At 59.7% G+C, this 26,376-nt stretch carries 42 protein-coding genes; 3 read left to right on the top strand and 39 right to left on the bottom strand.

Going from position 1 to position 26,376, the window contains the following annotated elements:
• Nucleotide 1 precedes the first annotated feature (1 nt).
• A complete protein-coding gene (locus PSH94_RS06065) occupies nucleotides 2–388 on the top strand; it encodes an Imm41 family immunity protein (RefSeq protein ID WP_236264699.1) in 387 nt (128 codons plus the stop codon).
• Here PSH94_RS06065 and PSH94_RS06060 read toward each other — a convergent pair.
• The 20 genes from PSH94_RS06060 to PSH94_RS05965 form a co-directional block, all read right to left on the bottom strand.
• Nucleotides 375–1,175, bottom strand: a complete 801-nt coding sequence (locus tag PSH94_RS06060) for a C40 family peptidase (protein WP_305436847.1) — start codon at nucleotides 1,173–1,175, stop codon at nucleotides 375–377. The two genes, PSH94_RS06065 and PSH94_RS06060, sit on opposite strands and share 14 nt — an antisense overlap.
• Before the next feature lie 2 nt (nucleotides 1,176–1,177).
• Entirely contained in the window at nucleotides 1,178–1,930 is a 753-nt protein-coding gene (locus tag PSH94_RS06055; protein WP_305436845.1) for a phage minor tail protein L, read from the bottom strand.
• A gap of 9 nt (nucleotides 1,931–1,939) precedes the next feature.
• Nucleotides 1,940–2,278 carry a phage tail protein gene (locus tag PSH94_RS06050; RefSeq protein WP_305436843.1) on the bottom strand — a complete coding sequence of 113 codons (339 nt, stop codon included), beginning with the start codon at nucleotides 2,276–2,278 and terminating at the stop codon, nucleotides 1,940–1,942.
• Nucleotides 2,278–5,334: a phage tail tape measure protein gene (locus PSH94_RS06045; protein WP_305436841.1), complete on the bottom strand. Its 3,057-nt coding sequence runs from the start codon at nucleotides 5,332–5,334 to the stop codon at nucleotides 2,278–2,280. Before PSH94_RS06045 ends, PSH94_RS06050 begins: the two co-directional genes overlap by 1 nt.
• A gap of 27 nt (nucleotides 5,335–5,361) precedes the next feature.
• Nucleotides 5,362–5,667, bottom strand: a complete 306-nt coding sequence (locus tag PSH94_RS06040; RefSeq protein WP_305436839.1) for a DUF1799 domain-containing protein — start codon at nucleotides 5,665–5,667, stop codon at nucleotides 5,362–5,364.
• A 17-nt stretch (nucleotides 5,668–5,684) separates the two neighbouring features.
• Nucleotides 5,685–6,065 (bottom strand): phage tail assembly chaperone, encoded by a 381-nt coding sequence (locus PSH94_RS06035; RefSeq protein ID WP_134657768.1) that lies wholly within the window; start codon nucleotides 6,063–6,065, stop codon nucleotides 5,685–5,687.
• A 9-nt stretch (nucleotides 6,066–6,074) separates the two neighbouring features.
• Nucleotides 6,075–6,734 carry a phage tail protein gene (locus PSH94_RS06030; RefSeq protein WP_134657769.1) on the bottom strand — a complete coding sequence of 220 codons (660 nt, stop codon included), beginning with the start codon at nucleotides 6,732–6,734 and terminating at the stop codon, nucleotides 6,075–6,077.
• 39 nt (nucleotides 6,735–6,773) lie between these two features.
• Nucleotides 6,774–7,202, bottom strand: coding sequence for a phage tail terminator-like protein (locus tag PSH94_RS06025; protein ID WP_134657770.1), 429 nt, complete (start codon nucleotides 7,200–7,202; stop codon nucleotides 6,774–6,776).
• On the bottom strand, nucleotides 7,199–7,783 hold the full coding sequence (locus tag PSH94_RS06020; protein ID WP_305436836.1) for a hypothetical protein: 585 nt from the start codon (nucleotides 7,781–7,783) through the stop codon (nucleotides 7,199–7,201). Before PSH94_RS06020 ends, PSH94_RS06025 begins: the two co-directional genes overlap by 4 nt.
• A gap of 1 nt (nucleotide 7,784) precedes the next feature.
• A complete protein-coding gene (locus PSH94_RS06015) occupies nucleotides 7,785–8,177 on the bottom strand; it encodes a hypothetical protein (protein WP_305436835.1) in 393 nt (130 codons plus the stop codon).
• Between the two features lie 2 nt (nucleotides 8,178–8,179).
• On the bottom strand, nucleotides 8,180–8,557 hold the full coding sequence (locus PSH94_RS06010; protein ID WP_305436834.1) for a hypothetical protein: 378 nt from the start codon (nucleotides 8,555–8,557) through the stop codon (nucleotides 8,180–8,182).
• Between the two features lie 10 nt (nucleotides 8,558–8,567).
• On the bottom strand, nucleotides 8,568–8,873 hold the full coding sequence (locus tag PSH94_RS06005; protein ID WP_305436832.1) for a HeH/LEM domain-containing protein: 306 nt from the start codon (nucleotides 8,871–8,873) through the stop codon (nucleotides 8,568–8,570).
• A gap of 56 nt (nucleotides 8,874–8,929) precedes the next feature.
• Nucleotides 8,930–9,907 (bottom strand): major capsid protein, encoded by a 978-nt coding sequence (locus tag PSH94_RS06000; protein ID WP_305436830.1) that lies wholly within the window; start codon nucleotides 9,905–9,907, stop codon nucleotides 8,930–8,932.
• A gap of 3 nt (nucleotides 9,908–9,910) precedes the next feature.
• A complete protein-coding gene (locus PSH94_RS05995) occupies nucleotides 9,911–10,684 on the bottom strand; it encodes a hypothetical protein (RefSeq protein WP_305436829.1) in 774 nt (257 codons plus the stop codon).
• 83 nt (nucleotides 10,685–10,767) lie between these two features.
• Nucleotides 10,768–11,253: a DnaT-like ssDNA-binding protein gene (locus tag PSH94_RS05990; protein WP_305436828.1), complete on the bottom strand. Its 486-nt coding sequence runs from the start codon at nucleotides 11,251–11,253 to the stop codon at nucleotides 10,768–10,770.
• 8 nt (nucleotides 11,254–11,261) lie between these two features.
• Nucleotides 11,262–12,374 (bottom strand): minor capsid protein, encoded by a 1,113-nt coding sequence (locus PSH94_RS05985; protein ID WP_305436827.1) that lies wholly within the window; start codon nucleotides 12,372–12,374, stop codon nucleotides 11,262–11,264.
• Nucleotides 12,292–13,752 (bottom strand): DUF4055 domain-containing protein, encoded by a 1,461-nt coding sequence (locus tag PSH94_RS05980; protein WP_305436826.1) that lies wholly within the window; start codon nucleotides 13,750–13,752, stop codon nucleotides 12,292–12,294. Before PSH94_RS05980 ends, PSH94_RS05985 begins: the two co-directional genes overlap by 83 nt.
• Entirely contained in the window at nucleotides 13,752–15,071 is a 1,320-nt protein-coding gene (locus PSH94_RS05975) for a terminase (RefSeq protein ID WP_305436825.1), read from the bottom strand. Before PSH94_RS05975 ends, PSH94_RS05980 begins: the two co-directional genes overlap by 1 nt.
• The gene (locus tag PSH94_RS05970; protein WP_034097514.1) at nucleotides 15,046–15,522 is read right to left on the bottom strand and encodes a DUF2280 domain-containing protein; all 477 of its coding nucleotides are present in this window, start codon (nucleotides 15,520–15,522) and stop codon (nucleotides 15,046–15,048) included. Before PSH94_RS05970 ends, PSH94_RS05975 begins: the two co-directional genes overlap by 26 nt.
• A gap of 32 nt (nucleotides 15,523–15,554) precedes the next feature.
• Entirely contained in the window at nucleotides 15,555–16,169 is a 615-nt protein-coding gene (locus PSH94_RS05965; protein WP_305436823.1) for a putative metallopeptidase, read from the bottom strand.
• Between the two features lie 82 nt (nucleotides 16,170–16,251).
• On the opposite strand from PSH94_RS05965, the gene PSH94_RS05960 reads away from it, so the two are divergent.
• Nucleotides 16,252–16,680, top strand: coding sequence for a hypothetical protein (locus PSH94_RS05960; RefSeq protein WP_305436822.1), 429 nt, complete (start codon nucleotides 16,252–16,254; stop codon nucleotides 16,678–16,680).
• 4 nt (nucleotides 16,681–16,684) lie between these two features.
• Here the strand turns inward: PSH94_RS05960 and PSH94_RS05955 are convergent, their stop codons facing one another.
• From PSH94_RS05955 to PSH94_RS05865, 19 genes are all read right to left on the bottom strand, one after another.
• A complete protein-coding gene (locus tag PSH94_RS05955; protein WP_305436821.1) occupies nucleotides 16,685–16,939 on the bottom strand; it encodes a hypothetical protein in 255 nt (84 codons plus the stop codon).
• Nucleotides 16,936–17,127 (bottom strand): hypothetical protein, encoded by a 192-nt coding sequence (locus PSH94_RS05950; protein WP_305436819.1) that lies wholly within the window; start codon nucleotides 17,125–17,127, stop codon nucleotides 16,936–16,938. Before PSH94_RS05950 ends, PSH94_RS05955 begins: the two co-directional genes overlap by 4 nt.
• On the bottom strand, nucleotides 17,124–17,333 hold the full coding sequence (locus tag PSH94_RS05945; RefSeq protein WP_269133011.1) for a hypothetical protein: 210 nt from the start codon (nucleotides 17,331–17,333) through the stop codon (nucleotides 17,124–17,126). Before PSH94_RS05945 ends, PSH94_RS05950 begins: the two co-directional genes overlap by 4 nt.
• A 163-nt stretch (nucleotides 17,334–17,496) precedes the next feature.
• Nucleotides 17,497–17,841: a hypothetical protein gene (locus PSH94_RS05940; RefSeq protein ID WP_305436818.1), complete on the bottom strand. Its 345-nt coding sequence runs from the start codon at nucleotides 17,839–17,841 to the stop codon at nucleotides 17,497–17,499.
• Complete coding sequence (locus PSH94_RS05935; RefSeq protein WP_010211438.1) at nucleotides 17,838–18,176, bottom strand: hypothetical protein; 339 nt, start codon at nucleotides 18,174–18,176, stop codon at nucleotides 17,838–17,840. The genes PSH94_RS05940 and PSH94_RS05935 overlap by 4 nt, the downstream gene beginning before the upstream one ends.
• A gap of 130 nt (nucleotides 18,177–18,306) precedes the next feature.
• Nucleotides 18,307–18,585: a hypothetical protein gene (locus PSH94_RS05930; protein WP_305436816.1), complete on the bottom strand. Its 279-nt coding sequence runs from the start codon at nucleotides 18,583–18,585 to the stop codon at nucleotides 18,307–18,309.
• A 183-nt stretch (nucleotides 18,586–18,768) separates the two neighbouring features.
• Nucleotides 18,769–19,446 carry a hypothetical protein gene (locus tag PSH94_RS05925; protein ID WP_305436814.1) on the bottom strand — a complete coding sequence of 226 codons (678 nt, stop codon included), beginning with the start codon at nucleotides 19,444–19,446 and terminating at the stop codon, nucleotides 18,769–18,771.
• Nucleotides 19,443–20,078, bottom strand: coding sequence for a recombination protein NinG (locus tag PSH94_RS05920; protein WP_305436812.1), 636 nt, complete (start codon nucleotides 20,076–20,078; stop codon nucleotides 19,443–19,445). The genes PSH94_RS05925 and PSH94_RS05920 overlap by 4 nt, the downstream gene beginning before the upstream one ends.
• Nucleotides 20,075–20,335 carry a hypothetical protein gene (locus tag PSH94_RS05915; RefSeq protein ID WP_305436810.1) on the bottom strand — a complete coding sequence of 87 codons (261 nt, stop codon included), beginning with the start codon at nucleotides 20,333–20,335 and terminating at the stop codon, nucleotides 20,075–20,077. Before PSH94_RS05915 ends, PSH94_RS05920 begins: the two co-directional genes overlap by 4 nt.
• Entirely contained in the window at nucleotides 20,332–20,802 is a 471-nt protein-coding gene (locus PSH94_RS05910) for a hypothetical protein (protein ID WP_305436809.1), read from the bottom strand. Before PSH94_RS05910 ends, PSH94_RS05915 begins: the two co-directional genes overlap by 4 nt.
• A complete protein-coding gene (locus tag PSH94_RS05905) occupies nucleotides 20,799–21,026 on the bottom strand; it encodes a hypothetical protein (RefSeq protein ID WP_305436807.1) in 228 nt (75 codons plus the stop codon). The genes PSH94_RS05910 and PSH94_RS05905 overlap by 4 nt, the downstream gene beginning before the upstream one ends.
• Nucleotides 21,023–21,574: a hypothetical protein gene (locus tag PSH94_RS05900; RefSeq protein WP_305436806.1), complete on the bottom strand. Its 552-nt coding sequence runs from the start codon at nucleotides 21,572–21,574 to the stop codon at nucleotides 21,023–21,025. Before PSH94_RS05900 ends, PSH94_RS05905 begins: the two co-directional genes overlap by 4 nt.
• On the bottom strand, nucleotides 21,571–21,828 hold the full coding sequence (locus PSH94_RS05895) for a hypothetical protein (RefSeq protein WP_305436804.1): 258 nt from the start codon (nucleotides 21,826–21,828) through the stop codon (nucleotides 21,571–21,573). The genes PSH94_RS05900 and PSH94_RS05895 overlap by 4 nt, the downstream gene beginning before the upstream one ends.
• Nucleotides 21,825–22,013: a DUF1382 family protein gene (locus PSH94_RS05890; protein WP_305436803.1), complete on the bottom strand. Its 189-nt coding sequence runs from the start codon at nucleotides 22,011–22,013 to the stop codon at nucleotides 21,825–21,827. Before PSH94_RS05890 ends, PSH94_RS05895 begins: the two co-directional genes overlap by 4 nt.
• On the bottom strand, nucleotides 22,010–22,798 hold the full coding sequence (locus tag PSH94_RS05885; protein WP_305436802.1) for a hypothetical protein: 789 nt from the start codon (nucleotides 22,796–22,798) through the stop codon (nucleotides 22,010–22,012). Before PSH94_RS05885 ends, PSH94_RS05890 begins: the two co-directional genes overlap by 4 nt.
• Nucleotides 22,785–23,762, bottom strand: a complete 978-nt coding sequence (locus tag PSH94_RS05880; protein WP_305436801.1) for a phage replication protein — start codon at nucleotides 23,760–23,762, stop codon at nucleotides 22,785–22,787. The genes PSH94_RS05885 and PSH94_RS05880 overlap by 14 nt, the downstream gene beginning before the upstream one ends.
• A 1-nt stretch (nucleotide 23,763) precedes the next feature.
• The gene (locus PSH94_RS05875; protein ID WP_305436800.1) at nucleotides 23,764–24,615 is read right to left on the bottom strand and encodes a BRO family protein; all 852 of its coding nucleotides are present in this window, start codon (nucleotides 24,613–24,615) and stop codon (nucleotides 23,764–23,766) included.
• Nucleotides 24,616–24,684: 69 nt separating this feature from the next.
• Entirely contained in the window at nucleotides 24,685–25,110 is a 426-nt protein-coding gene (locus tag PSH94_RS05870) for a phage regulatory CII family protein (protein ID WP_305436798.1), read from the bottom strand.
• 80 nt (nucleotides 25,111–25,190) lie between these two features.
• Complete coding sequence (locus PSH94_RS05865; RefSeq protein WP_017479602.1) at nucleotides 25,191–25,427, bottom strand: hypothetical protein; 237 nt, start codon at nucleotides 25,425–25,427, stop codon at nucleotides 25,191–25,193.
• A 112-nt stretch (nucleotides 25,428–25,539) separates the two neighbouring features.
• Here PSH94_RS05865 and PSH94_RS05860 point away from each other — a divergent pair, with 112 nt between their 5' ends.
• Nucleotides 25,540–26,376 (top strand): S24 family peptidase, encoded by an 837-nt coding sequence (locus PSH94_RS05860; RefSeq protein ID WP_305437719.1) that lies wholly within the window; start codon nucleotides 25,540–25,542, stop codon nucleotides 26,374–26,376.

The raw sequence follows: 26,376 nt of genomic DNA, 5'->3' as shown, positions 1-26,376 counted from the left end.
GATGGACCCTCGATTTGTAGTTCAAAGAAACTTCCCGCGGTGCGATGACTACGACGAAAACTCATTCAATGGCCAGTTACACGAGCACGCGCTCTGGGCACAAGATGAATACTGGCTCTTAGAGTGGGCTCTCTACCAATTGGCCAAGGAAGAGGAAATCGACCCTCAGCTCTACTGGCAGGTGTTTCGCATCTTCAGCCACTGTTTCCTTTCATTTGGCTGCCACCTCGATCGGAATGACGGCTACAAAATACGTAACCTCAAGAGAGCACAGCTATACGACTGTCGGGAGAGATTCCAGGTGGTATTTGAGGGGTTTTTCTCCAGAAATATGCCTGAGCAAAACATCTTTGAAGAAGAGAACCCACTGCTGCTCACCGTCCATTAACTTGCTGAAGTACCTCCTTCACATCAGATGATGCACGCCTGTCTTTGTGCCTGAGGATCAGGCGTGTTCGGTCATGCCATGGTCCGCCGTAGACGATGATCTCGGACGGCCTGCCGTACAGGTGGTGCAGCAAGAAGGGGCCAGGCCCGAAGGCGCCCGACTCTTCCTCTGGTAACGCCGGATCGGTACCCAGGTAAATCCCGGCATGGTTCGGGTGAGCCGTGCGCCCGACCTGCATAACGATCATGTCGCCGCGCTGAGGGGTGTCGACCCGCTCGAAGCCAGCGGCGGCGTAGTTCGCCTCGTACAGACTGGTGCTTTCTGCGCTCTCCCACCAGCCATCAGTGCGCTTGAAGGCTTCAAATTCCAAACCCCATTCGCGCTGGTACCAATCGGCGCAGACCTGCCAGCAGTCCCAGGCGCCGTGCACGAACGGACGCTTGAGCAACGACGTGCTGCCCGTTGGCATGATCGTGCGCATGTCGCTCTCGGGCCACGACAAAATGTGCCAGGGCAAGGCCGTGGCCTCGCACATGGCCAGGTCATGCGGTGACGGCCTGCTGGTAGCGTCCGGGTGCGAGTGAACGATGCCGATCACTTCACCTAGGTCTTCCGCAGCGGCGTAGTCCTCGGGATCCAGCCGGAACTCTTCGTTCGGCTCCGTGGCGATGTTCCGGCACGGGAAGTACTTCTGTGCGCGCCCGACGGCCAGAAGCAGGCCGCAGCACTCGCGCGGATATTCCGCCGCCGCGTGCGCCTGGATCGCCGCGATGATGTTCTTGCGCATGATCAGCTCCGGGCTATGAGGGAAACGGCAGGAAATCCACCGAAGGACAGTTCGTTGTTCTCGCCGAAGCGCAATTTGCACGACGACAGACAGCCTTTGCACTGATCCAGCGCGGGGTCGTCCGTTGGGTTGTCCTCGTCGTCAAACATGGCGGCGCCGGTGTAGCCGCAATCTGGCCCGCGGTAACCATTGGTCATGGCCCAGTGGCAGAACGTTGTCATCTGCCGGCCGGGCAGCCCGTGGTTATCGATTTCGCCCGGAGAGGACAGCTCCCAGACCACCGCCTCGCCGTCCTCGCTGGTTTTCTGGTCGATGTACCAGATTTCGAGCGCCTCCTGAGTCGGGTCGGCAGCTGGGTTGCCGTCAGGGAAGTTTGCCGCGTCCAAGTACTGGGCCAGAGTCTCGCGGACCGTCAGCTTGAACTTGAGCATGTCCTCGAAGGCCAGGCACAAAGCTGTAACCCGCCCATTCACGTTGCCCGCGGCGAACGTCGGCCGAGAGGCGGTGCCGTCGCTGCTCGAGGAGATACCCTCAATCTGCACCGGCCAGGCCGCGTACTCCTGGCCCTGCCAGATAATCGACTTGGTGGGCAGATCCTCTTCCGATCCCTCATAGGCCAGCAATTCCTCTGGCGTGTGCGGTATCGCGTGACCGTGGAAACGCAGGTAGTCCGCGCCGTATTCGGTCCCGTCAATTTCGAATAGGCGAATCTCGCCGCCGGGCTCCAGTTTCTGGATGTCCGTGATCAGTGCCATGGGCAGGCCTCAGGGGTGAAAGGTTTGTTCGAAGGTGGCGGTGATGGCGTAGACCTGGCCACCACGTTGCACTGGCTTGTAGCCGTTGCACTTGTAGAGGCCAAGCTCACCCAGGGGCGGCTCCCAGAGGAAGCCTTTCGCCCCTTTGTGTCGATCGAGGAACGCCATGATGTCTTTGATGCGAGGCTTCAAGCCAGTGAAGGTCACCGGCCAGGATTGCGACCGGTTGTTGAGGCCATCCTCGACCGACTGCTCGTATCCATCGCCGAACTTCTTGGAGCGGACGCGCTGGGCTATATCGCCCTCCGCGCCCTTCTCCGTCGCCCAGGTGAATCGTTCGATAGCCATTAGCGCCCCTTGATTGCTTTGTTGATGACGCCGCCCTGGCGCATATCCTTCGAGCGCAGCTCTTGATACTTCTGCTCTACAAAGGTCGCCAGCTCCTTGCCGAACAGGTCATAGCCTGGCGTGTCAGCGGTAGACATCGCGTTACCGTCACCATCGATATGCACCTCGACGCTGATCTGTGTGCCACCAGATCCACCGCCGCCCATCGCCATAACGCCCAGCTTGCCGCTCGACGTCCTGGTCAGAGGCATAATCGCCTCTTCTCCAGCCTCACCCATGACGCCGGTCTTGCCGTTGGCCATACCGAACGCGGTGGGCTTGCTGACGATGGAGTTCGTGAATGCACCGCCGTCGGCGAACATCTGGACGCCGCCAGACCACGCGCCGCCCTTGGCTTGCGGAAAGTAGGTGCTGGAGTAGCCGGCCGAGGACGCGCCCAAGTTCGAAGATGTAGCACCGGCAGAGCCGGCGGCCATTCCGTTGCCACCTCCAGCAGCGCTGCCGCCGAGGTAGCTCGCCGCCGCACCAACCAGACTGCCCAGCAATGCGGAGCTGGCTTGGCGGGTCGCTATGCGCGCCATGTCGGCCAGGATCGATTTGGCGAAGTCCGAGAACGACGCCTTACCGGTCATGGCAAAGTTGACGATGGAATCCTCCATGGAACTGAAGGCGTTGCCGAACAGGCTTTTTGTTTGCCCGGCGATGTTGCGCGCCGAATCCAGGTAGTTATCCCAGGCTGCCGTCGCGCCTTTCGTCCAATCGCCCTGGGCATTCTCCACATCCGCATAGTTCTGCCGGATCTGGTCCGTCGCGGCCTTGTTCGCGTCTGCGAGAGCCTGAGATTTACGAGTGAACTCCTCCTCCGACATGTTGCGCGAGGGATCAGACTTCTGGCTGGCCAACTCCAGCGACTGCTGCGCAAACCGGTCCTGCTGGCTGTTCAGCTCGCCGCTGAGCGCGTTCTGTCGATCGCCCTGCCCCACGCCGAGCACTGCACGCTGACCTGCAAGTTCCAAAGCCCGCTGTTGCTGCCCCAGCGCCTGCACGTAGGTGCTGATCGCCCGCTCCTGTTTTGCCAGGCGCCCGGTTTCGTTGGTCGCCAACACCTCAAGCTGGCTGTCGGCATCCTTCTGCGCCTTGACCAGCCCTGCGCGCGCGTCGGCGATCTTCTGGTCCAGCTGGATGCTCTGCGCAGCCGAAGTGGACTTCTTGCCCTTGGCTGCCTCAAGCGCTGCAATTTCTGCCTCGTATGCTGCCGTCGTTTGGTCGAGTTCGTTGCCGATCAGGGCCTGACGGCGGAGCAGGTAGTCTTCCTCCGACAGCAGGCCGGCTTTTTGAGCAGCTTCCAGTTCCTTCTGATAGTTCTTGTAGGTGTCGGTGATCGCCGCCAGGTCGTTCTTGGCGTTGTTGAAGCTGGTCAGATCGACCTGCGTACCGGCAGCTTTCGGGTCCTTGAACTTGTCGTTGATGTTGGCGATGTTTTTATCGACCGCTGCCTGAGCCAGGCGAGGATCGTTCGGCGCTACCTTGCGGATATCGTCGAGTTGTTTTTTGTAGTCCTTGAGCGCGTCAGCCCGCTTCTGCTCATTCGTCCACGACGACTTGGTGAGTGCGTCAACCTTCTGCATCGAAGTGATTGCGGACTGCTGAGCCTTCGCCTGATCGCCTTCTAGCTTGGCGATTTCAGCCTGAGCCGCCCTCTGGTCCTCGAGCATGTTCAGGCGATTTTGATAGAGATCAATCATCTCCTGCTTGTTTTGGAACAAGCCGACGTCGCCGGATTGCGCGCTCGCGAGGTCTCGACGAGCTTGCTCAATGTCGGCGCCGATATCCGGGCGCCCGATATTGCTGAGGCTATCGGCGGCCCGCGCGACAGCGTTGTAACCTTTCTCCCAGAAACTCAGGTTTTCCAGAATTCTTGGCGTGCGCTCGTTGATGGCGTCAGCGTAGGACTCGGTTGCAAGCTTCACAGCGCCGGCGTGGTCGCGCTGCTCTTCCAGGGCGGCGATCTGAGAGAACACCGAGGCTGTCAGATAGTGGTACTGCTCGTTCAGCGCCGCAGATGCCTTGACTGGCTCATCCGCAAGCTTGACGAACTCGGATACCGTCTCGCTGACGGCCTTGCCGGTGGCTTCCTGCATCGACACGGCGGCCTGGGCGATGCTGGCAAAGCTCTCGCCTGCAATCTTGCCGTTGTCCGCCAGCATTGCCAGAACGGCGGCAGCCTGACCGGTTGTGCCCATGGTTGCGCTGACCTGCCGAGCCATGTCGCCCAACTGCCCAGCACTCACCCCTGCGTAGTTGCCGGTGAGGATTAGCGACTTGTTGTAGCTATCCTGCTCTTCGCTACCCTTGTGGTAGGCGTAGGCCAAACCGCCAACGGCGGCGGTAGCCAGCGCCAGAGGAGCCAGGATAGCCAACAGGCCGGCAGCTCCTGCACCCGCACCGGCACCCAACTGTGCGACAGCACGAACGCCGCTACCCCAATCACCGGACGACAGCGCATTACCCAGCTGTACGACGTTTTCCTGGGCCTGGCGAGTACCGAGCCGCAGCTTGTCGAAGCCGGTGGCGGTCTTTTCGAGCTTTCCGTAATCCTTGTCGATCTTGCTCAGAGCGCTGTTGTACTGGTCCTGGCTGATCCGGCCCTCGTCGAGGTGCTTGCCGAGCTGTTCGACCTGCGTGTCCAGCTTTGCCAGCGCCGCGCGGGCAGGATCAATAGCCCCCAGCAGGCTGTTGAGGGCCTTCTGTTCGTCCATAGCGGACTTTGCCAAAGCCACCTGCTGCTTATCGAGTTGAGCCGAGATCTTCGCCGCCTCGGCCTCACCGTAGGCGCCGGTCTTGGTCAGCTTAGCGAGAGCGTCACGCTGCTTTGCCAGGTCCTGGGTGGTTTTGGCGCTGGTGGAAAGAGACTTTTCCAGCGCCTGCATTTCGTTCATCAGCGAAACGGCGGACTGCTCGGCCCGGCCGCCGGCCTTCGCCATTTCATCCAGACTCGTTTTTGCCTGGATTGCATCGGCCGAGTCGATCTTGACGCCGAGTTCTGCAATGTTCATCGACTCACCTTGAATAAGTGCCCGTCTTCACGGGCTGTTTTCCCTTTCCTCCGCCATGACGCGCAGGGCTTCGCCTTCCAGCACCTGAAGGTCAGGGAAGATTTCAGCTAGTTTCTTTTTCTTGATGCCGAGGAAGCCGGCCACGTCGCGAATGCTGCTGTAATCGAGACCGACTGCACCGCCAGTGCCAACTCGCCATTGGGTGGACATGCGGTTGAACAAGAGAAAGGCCGGCCAGTTACAGGGCCAAACTTCCACATCTTCCTCATCGAGGTCGGCAGCCGTAAGCCCGAGAGCAGCCAACTGCTCAGCAGATTGACCGCTTGCATACATCGCGCTGGCTGCCGCCCTCAGTTTCCCAAGCGAGCCTGGCTGAACGCGCTCTGATAAGCGTTAACAACCGCTTCGGCGGTTCCATGACAGGACTTAACAAGGGCCTGGATGCCCTTATCGTCGAACTTGTCATCGAAGCCCCAGCCAACGACCAGATCCTTGATCTGCTGCACTTGAAGCTCGGTCTCGGCCGCGACGACATCGGACAATGTGGTGTCGACTCCAAAACTGGCGCGCATCTCCTTTCCCTTTGCGCTCCAATCATCGAACAGCGCGGCGAGCCCTGGGCGATCCCGGTACTTGAAGGTGAACTCGATTTTCTCGGGCTCCTCCCCAACAATCGGGATCAATACAAATGCCTTGAATGTTGGGTTCTGGGCAATCCTGATCTTTGCCATGGGAGCTCCTTATGCGCCAGCCAAGTAGCGGAGCGAGCGAGCCGAAAGCCCAATGCTGATGGTGCGCGTCATCACGTTGTTTCGCTCCATGGTCGGATCCGGAGTGATACTCACGTAACCCGGGTAGAGGATCTGATCGCCGTTACGCAGCTTCATGCGGACCACAGCCAGTTCCTTGGTATCGTCATAGCCTTCGACGGTTTCGACGTACTGCGCCGCTGGCTGATCCTCTACCACGATGGTGATCGTGGTCGGGTTGCGGTTGGTTGGAAACTGCTTGTCGTCGTCATCCTCCAGGTAGCCGACAGTTTGATACTGCTGCTCGCCGCCGGAGGATGTGAAAGATGTGACCTTCGAGATTTGCGTCCAGCCGGAAACAGGGATCACCGAGCCAGCCCCAGCACCGACTGTGTACTTGTCGGTGTTCGTGGTATTTAGGCCGGCCAGAGAAAAAGCGTCAGCGGTGATGCTAGATGCCTTTACTGCGCGATCATTGATCAAAGCCCAGCCGGAATTGATCAGCAGGACATCACCGTTTTCGATGCTATGGCCGACAGATGCGGCGACTGGCGGCTTGGCATTTGTCAGGGCAGTGAACGGTACGGCAGATCCCAAAACGCTGGCGATCTCCAGCACAGCGCCGTTCGGCAGCGGGAAGCGTGCGGCCATGATGTATTTCCTCTTGAGTGCCCGCCTGACGGCGGTAGGTTATGCCCCAGCGGGCAGTTGGTCTGCGACACCCAGATAGGTGAAGCTGGCCGGGACCGTGTAGGTCGCCGACTCTGTGATAGTTGGTCCCTGGTCTACTGGTTCGGTGATCAAGCCTTCGAACCCGTTGCGTGCTAGTGGCGTATCGACGCGAAACAGCCAGGTCAGTTCGTCTATAAGTGACTCGGCTATGGCCATGGCTTGGGCAGAGGGGCACACGATGCTGATCTGGTACACACCTGAGTACTCGTAGGCATCCCCGCCGAGATAGCGGCAGGTGGTGCTGGCCGGCAACTGGAAAGCCCGTAGATAGGTTTCAGACGAATTCGGTGTGAACGGCTGATTTGGATAGGCCACTCGTATTGGGCGCGCAGCCGCCCATGCGGCCAGCTTCGTTTCTATGGCCTGACGAGCGCGTGCGTGACTCATACCTGGTTGTTCCTAATGGCCTCCAGCACTATTTGCTGAAAGCGAGCCACGGTTACCCGAACCATACCGCCGGGCGCTTGGGTGGAATGGCCGAACTCCAGCGGGATGGAATAGGGCAAATTGTTGATGATGTAGGCCATCTGGCCGGCGGTGAAGTCGCTCATTGCAGCGACCAGCGCGGCCGTGGTTTCCGCGCCGCTCGGGTCTACCTCGTCAAAGGTGACGCTTTCGACCACGCCGAGCGATATGTGCCAGTTCGCACGGAACCGGCCGCCGACGTAGCCTTCAGGCGCCTTGATGTCCATGCCGTCGTTGAGCTTGCGGCCCTTCTTGAGCCTGCCGCCCTTCGTGAGGTTGGCCGGGTCACTACGCAGCGCGCTGTTGTGATCGTCGACGGCCTTGTTGTACTGGGTGGCCACTGCGTTCTGCGCCCAGATCTCCGGGTTACCCACGGGAGACATGCGGATCAGGCTGCTTCCGACCTCGATGATGATTTCACGCACGCTGGCATCGATGGCTTCACCGGTCTGGGCGGCGAACTCGGCCAGGCTCAGGGCGAAGCTGCCGGATTGGGTCGCCATATCATTTCCTCAGTTGCGCCGTCCACGTCGCGTCAGTAGGGTCCGCAGACACGTTCATCACCCGCAAACCGTTGACGATATCGCCAATAGCCGGGGCAGCCGGTACCGCCGTAGGAACGCCAGCCTCCGATACGAACAGCTCGTTTTGCAGCAACAACAACTTTTTGTCGGTGGTCTGGATCAGAGAGCCGTCGATTTCCTTGGACAAGTAGCTGCCAAGAACGCCGCGCCCCGAGTACGTTACAGTGGTCTCCGGCGTTTCGCCGCCCAGATCGGGGTCATACTCGCCAGCGACCTTGCGCGCGCCTGTCACCGGCTTGACTGCATCGGCCAAACCATCAGGATCATCGAACGCTTCAGCCAGTTCGGCCTGGATCTCTTCGCGCATGCCCATGATCAAATCCTTTTCAGCATCATCACGCCGGAGCGCGTGATCCAAGGTGCCAGCAGCGCCAGGGCGAAGTTGACGCCCGCCGACTGATCGGTAGAGCCTGCCACGTAGGTCTTGCTCACGGACGTGCCGGACTGAGCCGAGACCGTTTTGCTCTGCACTTCCTTCTGGGTGGCCGTGTACAGTTTGCCCGCTGCTGCCTCTTTGGCGACTTGGGCACCGGCTGTTTTGATCTCGGCCGGAACCGGATCAGGAACAACCCGCTTAATCTTGGCTGTGAGCCAGGCGTTGGCCATGGTCACAGCAAGGACCGGATCACCGGTGCCGGCCCAGTCAGGACCGAGCTGGGCGTCAACATCGGCAACGGTGATGAAGTCGGTCATGTGCTTGTCCTTATTCCGCTGGCACCAGGGCCTGCAGGTCTTCTTTCTTGGCGGACGGGTCGAAGACAATGCCCTTCTCAGTCAGCCATTCTTTCAGCTCGGGGACCTTCATTTTCAGAGGGTCGGTTTCTTTGATCTCTGGCTCCTTGCCGTCGGACACCTTGATGCCGGCCGCTTGGTAGGCGTCAAAGATGTCCGGGGCATCGCCATCAACCACCACCTCGGTAGCGGTGCCGATCACGCCGAAGAACTCGCTCAGCAGGCGGTAGCACACGCCGCGCTCATTGCCCGGATTGTTCGTGTAGATCACTTTCATGAGTCACCTCAAAAGCACCCCGGCGCCCATAAAGGCGCCAGGTTGTGTGGGCCGGATTACGGCGTGGTTGTACCGCTGATGACGGCGGCGAACGGAACTTGCTTGCGGTTGAACACGCGCTCCCAGTTTCCTGCGGAGGCGTACTGAGTCGCGGTTGGGCTGAGGTTCTGAGCCTCGGAACCCTTCCAGCTGAAGCCGGCGGGTTGGAGGATGTAGGTTTTACGCTCCCACAGCACCTCGGCACCGCCACCGTTACCGCCGCCCGGCTTACGCTCCAGCTCTACCGGCACCTTCGGAGTGCCTTCGCCGTAGCCGAAAGCGCCCTGGCCGAAGAACACGGACAGGTACTTGCCCGCGCCATATACCAGGGCATCGTCCATGAACACCGGCTTACCCAGGTAGGTGGCCAGGATGATCTTGCCGTCGGAGTCGCGCAGGTACTCGATGAGGTCCTGCTTGACCATTTGGTTCATCACGACCGAGTGCACGCCGATCGCGCCGAACTGGTCAGCGGCATCGCCGGCGGTGAACGCAGCATCCTGGAAGGCGTTCGCGCTGATGGTCGCGCCCGCGTCGATGACCATGTCACCGCTGTTGTTCGCGATGTTCGAGGCGATGATGCCGCGGGCCGCGCCCAGGGTGTAACGCTGCCACTGACGGGTCCAGTAGGTGCCGAAGCGGTTGCGGATCTGCTGCTGAGGCTCGCTGTTCGCCAGCTCAGCGGTCAGGTCGGTGACGCCGTAGCCTTTGTTGAGGTACAGAACGCGGGCACGCATGCTGTCTTGGGTGACCTTTCCGACTTCGCCTTGGTCGTTCGGGTCGTCGTTGCTGATGTTCGGCGCTTCATCGGCGTTGAGATCCTGCCAGTAGCTGATCTCGGCAGTGCCCTGGCTGCCGGAGGCGATCGCGTCCAGCACGGGCGAGCGAGTCACGATGCCCGACTCGTACACAGCGGTCTTTTCCGGGCTGTTAACCGGTGCCAGGGAGGCGTAGTAGTCGCCGACGAAGATGTCGGTCAATTGGGTAGTAGGCATGGATTAGGTTCCTTTGGTGGCCTGGATTTTCTTGAAGAGCTCAGAGTTGTCACGGGCGATCGCTGCGCGCTCGGTTTCCGTGTACTCACCCCACTTTTTCGTGGCCTTGCCACCGTTGTCGCCGGTCTGCCCGGCACCCTGAGCCCTTGGCCACAGGTGTGTTGCTGTTTCACGCAGAGATTCCGCCCACTCGAGCGGCGACAGCGGGGTTTTTCCGTCCTTTCCGTAAACGACCTCGCCGTCACGGTCGGTTGCGATCGCCTCGCCGTCTTCACTGAGTTTGAAAGTGCCCCGGGCGCGCAGGATGATGTCCTCGGCAGCCTCAGGGAGCGCGCCGGCCTTGATGGCAGCAGCGCGGATGGAATCGGCCAGCACTTTGTCGCTGTACTTGGCGGCGAATTGCTCGGCCTTGTCGGCGCGGGTCTTCTCGGCGCTCAGCTTGGTGTCGTAGTCGCTGCGCAGGCGCTCGGTGCGGCGGGTGATCACCTCGTCCAGCTTGCCTTCAGCGATCAGCTTGGTTTCTTCGTCCTGGCCAACCTTCGCAAGCAGCCCCTTGACCGCTTCGATGTCCAGGCCTTCGAACTGCCCCTTCAGCTTGTCCAGTTCGGTTTTGATGGTCCGGTTCGAGCCCAGCAACTCCTGGTTCTTGGACTTGAGGCCGGTTACTTCCTTGTCCAGATACTCCTGAACCTTTCCGCCTAGCGCCTCCTGAAGGGCTGCGGTCTGAGTTGCGTCGAGGGTGAGGCCAGCGGCGGCCGGGTCAAATTCAAATGGCATGGGTATCCCCTGGGGACTTGGTTGGCCCGCCTGACGGGCATAAAAAAGCCGCCCATTGGGCGGCTTGGTGTGAATTCTGTGGTTTATCGGACTATCGAAAGCCCGCGCATGACCAGGTAATCGGCGAACTGTGTCCTGCTCGGCGCATATGGCGGCGGTCGCATACGCAGGCCTGGCGTATCTCGATTCAATCGAGTCCGCCGCCCGTTTGGCTCGGTACAGTGGGTCGGCTCTTCGATCTGAAAGCCCTGCTCTGCTGCATACAGCTCGATCGCCAGCCGTACCTGACCCCATTCAAGCTCAAAGGGCACGAACGTCTCAGACAATGTCTGGTATTCGATCTTGCAGTCACGTCGGGGCCAGGCCATTGCCTGTTCAGGATTGGCTTTGCGCCCTTTCCACTGGCGACCGTTGATGTCGGCCGCAACGCGCAGCAGCAGTTCGACCTGCTCAGCCTCTGCTTCAGGTATCCGGAACCCGTAGTAGTCGCGGTAGAAGGTCAGCTTCTCCAGCGGCACGAAGCTATTCGCGTCTGGCCTGCCGTTCCCGTCCTCAACGATGATCTGCATGTGCTATCTCAACCTGGTTGAGTGCCAAGTGTAACGCCTGCTCGGGTGAACATGTCAGGTTCGGCTTCCTTCAGCTGCGCCAGGGTCAGCGGCTTGAACGACTTGTCGAGCTGCAGCTTGGCGAACTTCTCCGGCGTCAGCCCGCCGTCACGGAACAGCTTGCCCCGGACAGGCCCGAGGGCATGATCCTGGAAGCTCGCCGGTTGCGTTGCCAGCCACTCGTAATAATTCAGGCCTGCGTCGACCTGGGCCCCGCCGTTATCGCCCACCGAAGCGCGCGTGGCGTCCTTGGCGAACATCTCCGAAAGCCTGGTGGTCGGCACCGTGGTTGACCGGCAGTTGATGTGCGCCGGCGGTAGCGGCCCCTTGCCCAAGTCGAAGCGCATACCGTCCAGGCCCTTGCATTGCTGCGAGGTCTTGCGGTCGAGCGTCGACACCCAGCGATAGCCTAGCACCACGTCGCTGTTGGCCTTTAGCGTCTCCATCCGTGCCGTCGTGGCCACATGCTGGATTGCCGTCTGCACCACAGAGGCAGCATTGCGGTTACTCACCGCCAAGACGCCGTCCGTGAAGTTCTGCGCCGCGGTACCGCGAATCGCCTGGATAATCTGGGCATTGGTCTGGCCCTGGCCGAAGCCGAGCCGGATCGTGTTCGTAACCCGCATCGTCTCGGTCCGCGTCCAGCCGCTGACGAAGCTCTTCAGCAGCTTGCCGCCGTCGACGCCCTTTACCTGAAGCGGATAGGAGAACACCGCCGCCCGGATCACCGTGTTGGTCGGCACCACCGCATCGATGGAGAGTGCATTGCTCAGGCTTTTGGCCTCAAAGCTCGACTCGTACAGCGCGATATCGACCAGATCTGCCTGCACCAGGTCGCCGTAGGCCTTGTATATCTCCAGCAGCTTTCCGTCCACCCGGGCCAGGAACTGCTCAAGCCGGTCCCGGCTGTAGGTGGTAAGTTCCTTTCGGGTGAGCTGCTCCCGCACCAGCTTGTCGATCTGCCGCAGGTACTTCTCGAACTTCTTGACCTCACCGGCCTTAAGTCGCTCCAGCATTACTGAGTGGCGGGTCGTCTGCTCCAGCAGTTGGCTTTCCGCCTGCGCCAGGGTTGTCGTTGGCATCGTCGTTGTCCAGGTTGATGCCGGCCGACTCGCGCTCATCGCTGATCAGGTCGGCCTCTTCTTCGTATGGGCGGTCCGGCAGCTTGCCGGTGGTGAGGTACTGCCAGTAGGTGTCGGCGCTGAGCGTGCCGGCCATCACGCCCTTGAGCAGTTCGGCGAGCACCTGGGCATCAACCACGGGGGTGACGAACTCAGGGTTCACCTTGAACTTGACCTGCTTGGGGTCGTAGCCCTTCCACTCTGCGGCGTACCGCAGGCCCTGCTCCACTGCCTCGGCCACCGTGATGACAATGCTGTGCAGCGTGGCGTGCTGATCGTTCTGGCGTGTTTTACGCGCCTCGCCCGACTCGGTGCCGGCCACGTCCATGACCTTGGCGCCTGCCTCAAGCGCGGCGTTCTTCTGGTCATCCATGGCTTTGCGCACGGCTTCGATGCCGGCGCCTTGGAATTCCAGGTAACCGCACTCGCCATTCGGACCGAGGTCCCATGCCGCCGATGGGCCGGTGACGCTCAGCTCCACCGCCTCATCCAAACCAGAGACCCACGGCTGCGGGTGGCTGGTCTGGTGCAGCGAGGTGAAGTAGTCAGCGCTCAACTGGTAGGACTTCAGCGCGGCCCGCGCCATGGTGAGCAGCGGCACCTCATCGACATCCGGGGAGTTGTCGGTGGAACCGCAGTAGATAACTGGCAGGTATGGCAGGCCTTTGATCAGGCGGTTGTCGGTACCGGTGGTGCCCAGCGGCCTCTCGTCCTCGATCAGCTCACCGCCTTCATTCCGCACGGCGGTGTAGCAGACCTCGTTTAGCATGAAGAACTCACGGAAAACCGTGATGCAGTCATGGCTGTAGCGATCGCCGCCCTTCTTGCGGAACTCGCGGAACACAGAAAGCACCAGGTCCTGCCGGCCGCCTTGATCAGCCGTGTCCCAGTTGATCGCGTTGCGCGTGGCGTACGTCGAGAAGTATGGTTCGCCGCTATCGTCGATGTTCACCACCAGCGGTACCCGGCCATGGGAAATTGCCTGGCGCACTAGGCGGAAGAACAACTGCTTCAGGCCGAAGCCGTCGGCTGTGGCATTGTCCTCCAGCCCCTTCAGCCCGGCAGGCAGATCAATCTCCGGGATAAGCCGCGAGACCAGGCCCATCATCGAACGCAGCGAGTCGCGCACCCAGTGCTCGTACTGAGCCCGGTTCGTGTAGTTCTCGTAGAGGTACTTGTTGCCGGCGCCGTCGATCTTTTCGGCTTCGACCATGCCGCTTGGCTTTGGCAGATTGCGCTCGTTGCGCTTCACGGCGCACTCACCCTCGAGCGCGTCGTCCATCATCTCCCACTCAGCGATGTGCGCGTCGTAGTCAGGGTTTGTCGATTGCACTGGCATCAGGCCAAGCCTCCAATTCGGCGTGTTCCGCCTGTGCGTGTTTTGATCGGGTAGCGCTTGGCAATGAAGTAGCCAGGGGCGTCCACGAGGTGGTCATAGCCGGCCTTCTTGTCGGGCTCGCCCTTGTCGGTGTAGATCTGGCGTTCCAGGCACTGCGTGTATTTCGGGCATTGATCGACGTTGACCAAGTAACGGTGCTCGCCGTACGTGTTGGCGAACATCGCGCACATGGCGTTGACCCGGTCTTTCACCGCTGGGTTAGTCGAATCCACCACCACGGTGAACCCGGCCTTCCTGAGCAGTGACAGGTCAGACTCGCTCGCGCTCTTGCTGCTTGTGTTCTGGCCACTGGCGTCTGGGTAGATCGCAATGCTGTGATCAGGGAAGCGAAGCTTGATCTTCTCGATCATCTCCGGCGTGTCGCGCACCTCGGAGAACTCGCTGAGGGCCAATGGCAGATCGTCACGGATGACATGCACCACGGCGGCCATCTTCATGACGTTGAAGTCCATGCCGATGTGCAGCGCCTCGCCGCGCTTGATCGTCTCGCTGGTTCGGTTCGCCTCACGATTGAACGTGTAGTAGACGACGCCCTGGTAGTTCTCGAAGCTGGCCTCGTATTCTTGCCGGAAGGTCCGAGGATCCATCTTGCGGCGGGCAGCTTCCAGCTCTTCGGCCGGAACGTTTCCGCCGTCGAGCGATGTGTACAGCCAACTCTTGTGATCGGGCTCATGACCTGGTCGGCCATCGAGGAACGTGTCGTAGCAATGGTTGAAGCCCTTTGGCGTGCCGATGCGCAGCGCGTGGCCACCTTTTCGCATGCCGATGCCCGGTATCGAGTATTGGCAGGTCGAGAGCATAGGACGCAGGACCTCTTCCCATGCCTCCCATGGACAGTCCGCCCATTCATCCACCAGGACGAAAAAAAGACCTGAGCCCCGCAGATTGTCGTAGTTGTCGAGCCCAACCACGCGCATGATGTGGCCGGACTTGAGCGTGATCGAGCATTCCGTCTCGTTCGGACGGTGGGCGCGCCATGCTTCGGGGATGGCCTGCTTCAGCCGACGCCAGAACACGCGTTTGGCCTGCTTGAAGGTCGGCGCGCCATACCAAATCTCGTCCTCAACGCTCACGCCCCACTCAGCAGCCAGACGTGCAGCGCGGCGCATCTCAGCCTTACCCAGGAACGTCTTACCGAACCGGCGACCACACACCGCATCGCGAAAGCGGGCCTCAGGCTGAAAACCCCAGCAGTAAATGTTCGCCTGTTTCGGCGTCAGCTTTACCGGCGGGTCATAGGTACGGGGTAGCGGGGACATTCTCATCAGGCTCCAGGGTGTACTCAGCAACGGCGTGCTGCTGGTCAGCGTGGGAGCCCAAAGGCTTTTCAGGTTCAAGGCGGCGATTCACGTAGGCATCGCCCACTTCTTTGGCGGCCTGCTCATACAACTGAGCAGTCAGCGCCAGGTTGCGCATGCTCTCAGCCTTCTCGGCCAGCCGCCCAAGACCGCGAAGTCGGTACGCGCGATTGGCAATGGGGATATCGGTTGTCTCTTCACGGAATCGCTTGCGAGCAGCGTGGAACAGGTCCACCCAGGTCTTGCCGAGCTTCTGCCCGGCAAACTTTGTCGGGTCGTGCGTTTCGCATTGCTGTCGGGTGATCTCAATCCCGAATTCTGTCTTGACCGCTGCTACCACCTGGGACGGCGTATCGAAGCAGGCCAGAGCCTGAACGATGAAGGCTTTGACCTCGCTTCGTAGTACTGCCATATGGTTGTCATCCGTCAATACCTGTCATGGAATCAGGCCGACTTGAGCAGACAGGTTCCGCAGGCCCTCGCAATGTTCAATTTCCCCACCTCAGCAGGACTGTTTGCAGCATCCACCAACGCTTGAACGTCAGGGCTCGCACCATAGCGGCGGACCACACCGACGAATTCTTCGACGTCATGGCCGCGCATCTCCAGCTTGGGTGCGCCTTCCTTGTTGAAGGCTGGCTGACCGTACTTATCCATGGCGTGTGCGATGTGGTACAGCTCATGCTCTACCAGGGCACAGAAGTCGGTGTCGCTGCACTGGGAGCAGTAGTCAGCCGCCAGGGTGATGATGAAGGCCGGCACATCGCCGAACCAATCACGCATCTGCTGCTCCATTCGCGCTTTCTGCCAGCCACCAGCGCGGAACGCTACCTGTTCGGCCTGGCCCAGGACGGTGCGGCCTTGCTTCTCGAAGCTTGACGACGCCCACATGACCCGGATGTCTGCATCCAGTAAGTGGGCATGATCTTCGTTATGGATGCTGCCTGTGTCGGCAAGGATCTCGGCTTGGAGCCATTCCCATACTTCAGGAGCCGGTGTCAGGCGGATACCGAAGTCGGACAGCTCAAGCGTTGACGCTGGCGGCATCGGCCGGTCCATAATTCACCTTAAAGTTAAATAATGGCCATATGCAGAGATTACGAATAAGTAGTTGGAGCACAGAAGCCCTTGGAGGGGAACGTTGAATAGCCTTACGAAACTCCGAATCTTTCTGACCATCAGCGCAATTGCGGGAATGTTGCCGGTAACTTTGATTTTTATTTGGGGCGCCTTCTTTTTCCTCGCCGGAACGATAGGCTCCCTGCCAGAAGGCTGGACCATGTTGCCCCCGGTACTCGGCGCCATATCGATTTCAGTCTTCTGCCTATGGACAAATTGGAAGATCTATAAGATCTCAATGTCCTCCGCTCCAAAAATACAGAACAAGAGCATTCTGATAGTCGGAGTTGTAGCCACTGCGATATGGGGCGTGCTTTGGGCGTGCATTGCCCAAGAGATTGCGAACACAACATACATTTTTCTGATGCCAGCCCTCACCGCAACGGCCATGCTTGCAGTAGCTTTGAAAAGAGAAGCCTTGATCGCAAAACGGGCTCGAACCGAGAAATGATTACTCAACCATCAAGGCTGTCCAGCAGCACATCAATCAGCTTCTGCTCACCCAGACGCATCGCACCGAGGCACTGCAGGTCGTCGCACTTCGGGCCGAGACCGAACACGGTCACCTCTCCCTTCGCGCCGATCAGCGTCAAGGCGCCTACAGCGCACTCGGGATGCTCGCCAGCATCAAGGTCATCGGCAATTTTGCGCAGGGTCTTGGCGGCATCGCGCCAGTCTTCCCGCTTGAACTCAAGAACCTTGACGGTCATACGGTCACCATCTGATGCGTCTGTGCATGGGCGTGGCCGTGGAGCAGTCCAACGATCAGGCCCTGGGGTAGCCCGGCAGCCTTGGCGGCGTCCACTGCATCGGCAATCGCATTGTCGAGAGCGCCTACCGCAGCGTTGATGTCCGGGCTCATCGGCAGTACGTGCCGCAGGCGAGTCACTTTGCTCACGGTGCAACCTCGTACTGGAATGCGCGATCAGCAGGCGTTGCCGTCACAAACCGGCAGCGGTGGCTGTCGAACGGCTCCTTTGTGGCGATCGTGCGGCGGTATTCGGAATCTGTCTTGCCGGTAAAGCGCTCACGGTGGACGACCACACCTTCACGCAGGAACTCGACCTCAGCCGACCCCAAGAGCTTGGTTACGATTACTTTCATGGCGTCACACGAAACTGAAGGCCGCCACTGCCAGGACGATAATCACAAGCGCGATCCCGCCCAACAGGGTGACAGTCTTGGAGGAATTGGTATTCGAAGCCATGGCGATGCCCTCGGCGCATTCCGCGCCACAATTTGGTGAGTTGCGAAAACGTGGCGCGGATTACTTACCCCGGCGCTCGACACCACCTGGCGCCTTGTCACAGCTCATGCAGTGCTCGCAGTTCAGCGTCCGGCACAGCCAGGCTTTAACCGGCTGCCAGTACGTGACCATGAAGACGTGCCGGGCACCGGCCAGGGCCAGGGACACATGCAGCGTCAGGCCGGCGCTGGTCGGGCCGAAGAAGATGTTCTGGCTGCGAGCCATAACGACGAAACCGCTGATCGCGATCGTCGAGTAGATCAGCTTCCCGAGGATGCCGTCCCTCACTTTCCCGCTCAGTACGCACCAGGTCGCCCAGGCCGCGATAAGGCCGCAGGCGATGGAGTTGATCAGTTCAAGATTCATGGTGGATTGCCTCCCCCGAACCGCTGGCGAATGAGCGCCCAGAGGTCAGCGGCTTTGATGGCTCGGTTGATTGCTGCCAGGAGCGAGCCGCCGAAGGTGCCCAGGAGGAAACCAATCCCGGCGACGATCTTTGGCTCAGTGACATTCAGGTACGCGCTTACCATGCTCGTCAGGTACAGCGAGCAGGCAACTCCTGTGATCAAGAACACCATCCAGGCGCGCCAGTCGGACAAGTCGTCCTTGTGCCACCAGCTCGCAACAACAGCCCCAATCAGGCCCGCAATCAACAATTCGAACCTGTCGATCTTGTCGAGCAGGCGCTGTAGATACTCCATGCGCTCGACTCCGTGGGGCATGTTTGAAATAGGTCAGCTCCAGCAGCACTCCCAGCTCGGAGCAATGGGTGTGGTGGAGCCAAAAACGAAAAAGCCCCGCACGTTGGCGGGGCTTTTAGAAAAAATAAAACTAGCCTTGGGGGCTCACAGTTTTGGAATCAAGATAATCGTGCCCCTTCCAGGTCATTTGGATCAGCCTTCCGCCTGCATACGTCTTTTCCGACATGTTCAATAGACCCTCGTGCACGCACAGGGCACTGAGATAGAGAAGCTCTTCTTCTGGCAGAGTCTGGCCACCGCCCGACTCTGCCCACTTCACTTTCAGCTCATTTACTAGAATGCCATCATGATCCGCATAGGCTTGAACCAAATCAAGTAAATGCTTAACCCTATCCAAATTACGTCTCATCTCTGCTTCCTTAGCTAAAGCATCGCGGATTGCGACACCTCAGCATACTCAGAATCGAAAGCATCTCCACAGCATAAGCCAACAAAAACCCGGCGATTGGCCGGGTTCAGGGTCTCGTGTGCGTTTCGCGTTACTTGTGCACTATGGGAAAAGTACGCGCAAAACCCCGTCATGTCAATATGATTATGCCGCCTCTTGGTCTTTTTCCGAGTGGATCACCTGCCAAAGCGGCTGTTGTGCCTGAATATCCACTTCCTTGATAACTTCTTTCAGGGATTCCCACAGGTCGAGCCAGTCGCGCGTCCAGTTCTTCGGATCAATGGTCACGCCGAAGAAGGCGTTCATCTCGGCAGCAACCCGCGCTGGGCCCCATTCGGCAGATCCGGCTACCTCCCCCTTGTAAGATTGCAGGGCCAGGGTAACCAGGTACTGCGCCTTCACTCGCTTGGCCGAAGTGAGGTCAGGCAATGCTGCCTTGGCGGTGATCAGCAGCACTGCATTAAGCAGATGCCGCATGTTCATCGCTGGATGGTAGAGATAGTGGCCGAACTGCTGCACCTGGAAAGGCAGCGTGTCGATGGCGCGCAACACCTTGCCGATGGTCGCGAGGTGTGCGGCGCGGGCAGTGGACCGGCCAAGGGGCGTCCCGCGCGTCTCGCTGATGCTGATCTTCTGGCGCACGACCTGAATGCGCTCCTCCTTGTCATCGCCCAGTGCAGCGAACACCGCCTCGGCGCGGCGCATGCGCTGACCTTTCTTGATGGGTGCTGACTGGGCCTTGTCGATGGCTACAGCGCTGATCGACGCGTTCGATTCGTGCTGAGCCTCAGTCCATACCTGCCTTGCATTGATCAGTTTCATGCTGCGAGCCCCTTCTTCAGTTCTTTGGTCATTGCGCGGTATTTGGCCTTGATGGCCTTGATCTCTTCGACGGTGTACTTGCAGGCAGGGTGCAGCCCTTCCAGCCATACGACATTCTCGGCACCGATGCGCTGTACCAGTCGGATTCGGTACTCCACGGCGTTGCCGGAAAGGTTGCGGTTGCACTTCACACACTGGCGATGGATGTTCAGCGGCTCGAAGCGCAGCTCCGGACAGGCGCCGACGGAGCGGTAATGCCCGGCGTCCCAGCGGCTGCCGGTCATGAGGTCGTTGTCGTTCGGCGTGGAGTCGCAGCTGATGCACGGCAGGTGCGCGTCACGGAGGCGCACGTACTCGTTCACCGCGGCCTGGGCTTCGCGGAGGTGATCCGCCCTGCTCTTCAGCTTCTCCTTGCGGACCTTGATCTCGCGGCGTCCTACTTCTGCCAGGGCTTTACCGGCGATCGCGCGGCCCTTCTCGGATTTGCCGTGTGCGATCGCGCACTCGATCTCACCGCACACGGCCTGCGAATCGCGCAATGGCACGAACATCACCCGGCACTCTGGGCAGCGCCGGCGGCGTGGCCCACCGGACGCGAGGGGAGTCTTTCGTTGCAGCGGTGTGCGCTTCATACAGCCTCCTTGGCTTTCTGCTGCTCTGGGGTGAAGTCGCCGCGCAGGGGCATCAAATCGCTAGCCTGATAAATCATTTCCCAGTGACGGGATCGACACACCCAAACTGTTTTCGCCAATGGAAGCGTTAAGCCTTTGTAGATCCATACATCCCCGGCTTTCAGAGTCTCGACCAGCTCGACCTGCGTCATCGCCGGGTACAGATCATTCCCTACCAGCGTCAGCGCCAGATCGGCCGCCTTGAAGTTATGGCTCATGCGGCCTCCTGGCTAAGCAGGTCAGAGAAGTACACGCCCTGCGGAGCAAAGCGTGCGACGATACGGTCGGTGTAAGCGATGCCCTGGGCACGGTTAAAAAGGCTGGTCACCGGGAAGCCGTCCGGCCCGAACAGGTGGCACTCGCCCATCATGTCCAGCTTGGTTTCGTACGGGAGGTGGCGCATTACCCGGTACCACTCAGCCTGGAAACCGGCGTCCTCGTTCAGCAGGATCTGTACGCCGATGTGCAGCTTGCAGTACTTGCGCGCCTCGGCCGGATCGCCCAACTGGGTCATCTCGGCAATGCGCTTGTACATGGCGAACCACAGGCGGTTCTGGTCCAGGGTGCGATCCTTGCCCGGGCGCAGCGAGACCACCACGAAGTGCTTGTCCTCGAACATCTTGGACATGCGGGTGATGGCCTCAGTGAGCATGGAGCGGCAGTTGACGCTGATCTTGTCAGTCATGACTGAGCCCCCGTCTTCTTGCTGACTTTTCCTTCTGCCTCAAGCTGACGCATGGTCGCGCGCAGGGTCTTCAAGTCATAAATACGGATCAGCGCGCGAAGGTTCTTGTTGGCGACCGCGGCAAGCGCGCAACCGACAACGAAGAGCATCGACGTGATCAGCAGCACGGCGCCAACGATCATTGAGCCGTAGCCCAACCACAAAGCGATTGAGCTGAGGCTCATGACTGCTCTCCCTTGCCCATGGCGGCGACCGCTGCGTCAGCGAAACCGTTCAGGATCTCGGCGGCCTTCTCCTTGTCGGCAGTTGGCGCGTCGTGGATCGTCCAGAACTCACCGCCGAAGTGCCGGTAGTTGCCAGGGCTGTTTCCATAGGGGTCTTTCTCCCCGTACCCGACCCATCCGAAGAACTTGATGTGGGCGCAGGTGATGAATGCACGCCACCGACTAGCATCCTTGCGCAGCGCCTCGACCTGGCCCATCGCGTAAGGGATGCACTGCCCGTGAACAGGGCACTCGAACATATTCAGCAGGCGATCACGGTCAGCAATGAGCTTGTCGTCCAGCGCGACTTCTTCAAGCAGCGCCTCGTTCTCGGCCTTGAGCTGGTCGCGCTCGATCTCAACGCCGAGCATCAAACGGCCTCGAGCCTCCAGCAGTTCGACCAGGTGGTCGTTGTGACCCAGCAAATCCTTGGCATCGCGCGCCTTGAGCGGGTAGCCACTGCGCACCAGTTCTCGGATTTGCCCGATGTTCTCTGCCGAGAGATTCATTGGGACACCTTCACGCCAGCGGCCTCGATAGCTGCGCGGCAATCTTTGAGGACTGGAATTACTTCGCCTGGGCTGTCGTATTGATAGTGCTCTGGAAGCTCGATCACCAGAGCCTCGCGGGATTTCTTCCACGCCCACCAGCAATGCTCAATCGTGGTGCTTTGGTAATCCCCAGTGGCAAACCTGCCCATGTTTTGATTTGGGTATTCGCTCAGCACCGAGACTTCAAACTCTTCACGCATCTTGTCGGTCATGTCCGTCGCTCCGCTGCTTCTGCGATCAATGCCAGGCGATCAAAGCGCTCAGCGGCCTGGCTGGCGAGATTGGCCATGTCCGCCTCATCCACCACCGGCATGCACACAAAACGAATGCCGTGCTTGACCATGGTGTTCGCCATCTCAAGGGATTGGCGTAGCTGTGCTGGGTTTGCTCGTTTCATGCTCGTGACTCCAATTCCTGTGCCTGCTTGATCAGCAACGCCCGGCGATCCGCCAACTCGTTTGCCGCTTCAATGCGCATTTCAAGCTTTCGCTCTTCGCTGGCCATCCGCATTTCCATCATTGAGTTCTTCACCAGTTCCAGCTTCTTGCGCAGCACCGGCGCAGGCTGAGTCACAGCACCAGTGAGCAGGCCAGCAATAGCGCGCCCATCCTCGGTGATCGGAACAATGCTCAGGTCGGCCAGGTACTTCTGTGCGTGTTCGCGGGGGATGCGCTTCAGCTCCATCGCCTTGGTCACAGCCTGGATACGGAGGTTGGCGTCGAAGCCTACGGATACGTGCCAGTTGACCGGCTTCGCATCCTCGCGGGCCTGGCCCACGAACCGCTGGTAGGCGTCGATGAACGCCATGCGTGCCCCGATTTTGTCGCCGCCATCCAAGATGGGTTTCGCAGCGGCCAGGGCCAGCTGAATCTCGTCGGTGAGCACCACCGTTTCAAATTCATCGTTGGTGGTCATGGCAATGGCCCAGGCTTCGTCCTTGCCCGGGCGCCCATCGGAGGACTGGACGCGCTGCAGGATGTCGGCCATCGCCAGCTTGCCCTTCACCTCAAAGCGGCAGGCCTTCAGCGCTGCTTTGACGACGGGCACCGGGTAAGCGCAAAGGTCTTCGGCCATCATTGCGGCGGTCCCCGGGTTCATTTCCTGGCCCATGGCCTCGGCTGTGGCGCAGATGGCGGCGGCCAGCCCGGCAACCTGCTGGTCGTTCATTTCAGAGGTATTCATTGCGGTCACCTGCTTGGCGTTTGGCCAGAACCATCTGGGCGGCCTGCTCGGCGGCGGATAGGTTTGCCTCAGTCCGTTCCATCTGGCGGGCGGTTGTGCCGTTGATGCGCTGCCCGGTTACCCACTGGGTGTGATAGCTCTCGGCGTTGGCCAGCAGCTCGTTGAGGCTATGGCACTTGCGCAGTACAGCGGCATCGCTGGTTTTCAGGAAGTGGGCGGCAACGTGGTGGGCAACATCGGCGCCGAGGCGGTCAACCAGCTGGCCGAGCTGGCCGCCGACCTTGGCATTCCACACCGGCCAGGCGCCGTAGCGTTTGCGGTAAGCCATGGCGTAGTTCGCCCAGACCTTGAAGGTTTTGCAGGTTTGGTCTTTGGGGCCCGGCATGTCAGCGGGGATCTCGACCCGGGGAGTATCGGTGCGGTCAACCACCAGCACCAAGCCGCGGGACTGAGCCGGCTTGCCGGTGGCGTCCTGCAAGTCCTGACTGGTGTCCTGATTGGTACCCTGATGAGTGGTATCCTGATTTGTCGGAGATTTATCCGACCCTTGCTCGGATTTTTTTCCGACCTTGCTCGGAGATTTATCCGAGGTAGATCGGATTTTTTTCCGACCCTTATTGTTTGGTGGGGTCGGATATTTTTCCGACCCGTCGAGCTTCTGGTTCCACTCGATGGCCTTCTCGGTAAGGCGAAAAAGCGTGATGTTCGAAGTGCTGGAAAGCTCAATCAACCCGGCCTCTTCAAGGGCCTTCAGCATGCGGTAAGCGGTGTCTGGCTTGTCTGTGAGCAGCGGCAGCTCCTCAGTGATCTTTGCCTTGCTCAGCGCGAAGAAGACCCCGTCATCGGTCTTGATTGGCTTGGTCCAGCTCGGGCAGCCGTAGACGAAGGCAAACAGCAGGGCCTGCTGAGAATTCAGCCCCCACTCCAGCGCCTTCACCTGGTTAATCGTGACGGTGTATTGCATGTCAGGCCTTCCCGACCTTAGCGGCCAATTCAAGGAAGCGATCCACGTACCAATGAGGTTGCGTCTCGCGGGGGCATTGAGGGCTGGTGAGGTTTTTGCCGTAGGCCATGCCCTTCTCGGTCACGGACCAGAAATCGACCATTTCCTGCTTGGAGTTTTTGCGCTGGAGAATCCTGAGGAAGCCGTGGGCCTCCAGTGCAATGTTGAAGGCGTGCGCGGTGCTAGCTATGGCGTGATCTTTGATAAGGGCGGTGATTGCCTTGGTCGGCATGGAAGAGCCGCCAGCAGCATCAGGCGCAGCGTCCACGGCATAGCCCGGGAGGAACTTGGCATCCAAGCCGTTGTTGGCGGCGATCTGCGCAAGCATCATCATCTTGCTGGAGTTCGCAGGCTTCAGCAGGCGGTCGAAGCATTCCAAGATGGCGAGCTCGCCGACGATCTTGGAGTTGTTCGGGCCCTGGGTGGAAAAGGTGCCGGTCTTTCGAATGCTCGGCAGGACCTGGCCCACCACCCACTCTTCAAACTTCTCGGCAGCCGGCAGCTTGGACTTCATCACCAGCCGGTACAGGTCCCGCTCAGGAATGATGGTCATGAAACCACCACCCTGTTTCGGGGTAGTGGTCGCAGCCTTGCAGTGACGGGACACGGCGTTCTCTGGCTTGGAGTAGCCGAGGGCGTCAGCGACATCGCGCGCGACAAACCACGGATCGCCGAGCTTGTCGGTGATGACCCGAATTGCGGCCCCGTCGAAGTCGAACGGAATTACTGCTGAATTGCGCGCCACGTTTTCAGATTGCGAAAAACGTGGCGCGAGATTGTTGTGGCTATTGATCGATTCTGTGTGTTGGTGCATGATTCGCTCCAGTTGTTTACCGCTGTAGAAAAAGCCACCCTCGTCCGGTGGCTTTTTTGTGTCTGTAATTCAGGCCGCCTTCACGGACTGCTTGAACACTTCCAGGCTGACGATCACTTCCTCAGCCTCCTTGAGCAGTTCGGATTTCTCGCGAGAGCAAACGCGACCATCGGCCTGGGCGTCGAACGCAAGGCGGGTCACATCGGCCAGGTCGGCGTGCAGGCGCAGCAGTGCTGTGTTGAGGTTGATGCCCTCGGGCTTTTCCTTCGGCACCAAGTCGAAGCCAAAAGCCTCAGCCCATGCCTTCAGTGGGCGGAAGTCCTGGGTGAACTTCATAATTCGGTGCAGCTCCTGGACGTTCAGCTTGTGGCTGTCGTAGTCCGGGTTCGCCTTTTGAGAAAGCAGCGTCTTCGAAGAGAAGCTGGCGCCGTCCGCAATCCGCCCTGCCCCGTGGTCGTCCACCACGTCATAGATCGCCTTCATCAATTCCTGCATGTAACACCTCGAAATTCTTTACGTGGCGCCCTGCAGGTGCAGAGGCGATCATTTGCTCAATGGAACGGCGGGCAGGGATGTCAGGCGGCGCCGCGTAGGACTTTGTGCGCCAGGTCGAGAAGATCCGGTCGCAAACCTGCGATGGTGATCTCTCCACCTGATGCGTCCTGAAGGCGCTCTGCTAGGTCGGCCGAGGCTTTTCGGTGACCGCCTGCCAGCTGCCACAGGTGCCCTACCGTCGTCTTGGCAGCAGCAGCCACTGACTGGCGCCGTTCGTTTGAAGCGCTGGCGAGCCAGTCACGCAGATGGTCATTCATGGGATCTCTCCTTAAACATAGGAGAAATTTAGCTTATGGCTAATATCGTAGCAAGGAATATTTAGCTTTGAGCACATTTAGCATTGAGCTAAACGCTGGCATTCTTGCCCGCATGGATATCTATGCGATTCGCAAGCAGAAACTGATCAGCCTTATAGGAACCCAGCGGAAAGGCGCGTGCGCCGAGCGCTGGGGGATGGCCCCTGCTCACCTGAGTCAAATTTTGTCGGACAAGACTGCGAAAAATTTGGGAGACGATGTAGCGAGGAGAATTGAGGCGATCGAAAAGCTGCCCAGAGGTTGGTTCGATTCCATATCGCCGGGCGAGTCGATGGAGTCAGTTGACGGAACTTTTCCTGACGAGCAGCCGGACGCGCAGTCAGCACAAACTGCGGCAGAGCAGATAAAGCGGATGCTTTCGAAGGTCAAAGGATTAACCAGTACCGCTCGTGACCGGATCATCGCGGCGGCGGACGAGACGAGCAACGTCATAACCGTCGACTTTTCTCGCCCCGGACAGGTCGGTGACGAGGTGTGGATTGCGCACTACGACGTACGAGCAGCGATGGGCGGCGGGCAGATCCCGCACGAATACCCGGAAATGCTCCAGGACATACGGGTCAGCCCTAAGCACCTGCGTGACCTGGGCGTCACCTTCAAAGAACACTTCCATCTCAAGATGATCACCGGCTGGGGTCAGTCGATGGCTCCAACCATCAAGGATCGCGACCCGCTACTGGTCGACATCACGATCCGGGAGTTCTCCGGCGATGGCATCTACCTCTTCTCCCACGACGAGATGCTGTACGTGAAGCGCCTTCAAAAGAAAGGCAAGGATCGCTTCAAGATGATTTCGGACAACAAGCATCACGCCCCAGAGGACATTCGAGTGGATGACACCCATATCCTGGCCCGGGTGCTTTATGTCTGGAACGGACAACCGGTGTGA

The sequence above is a fragment of the Pseudomonas sp. FP2254 genome (assembly GCF_030687695.1).
Lineage (GTDB): Bacteria > Pseudomonadota > Gammaproteobacteria > Pseudomonadales > Pseudomonadaceae > Aquipseudomonas > Aquipseudomonas quebecensis.
The sequence above is the reverse complement of the archived record's forward strand: the minus strand, read 5'-3'. Positions and strand labels throughout refer to the sequence as shown.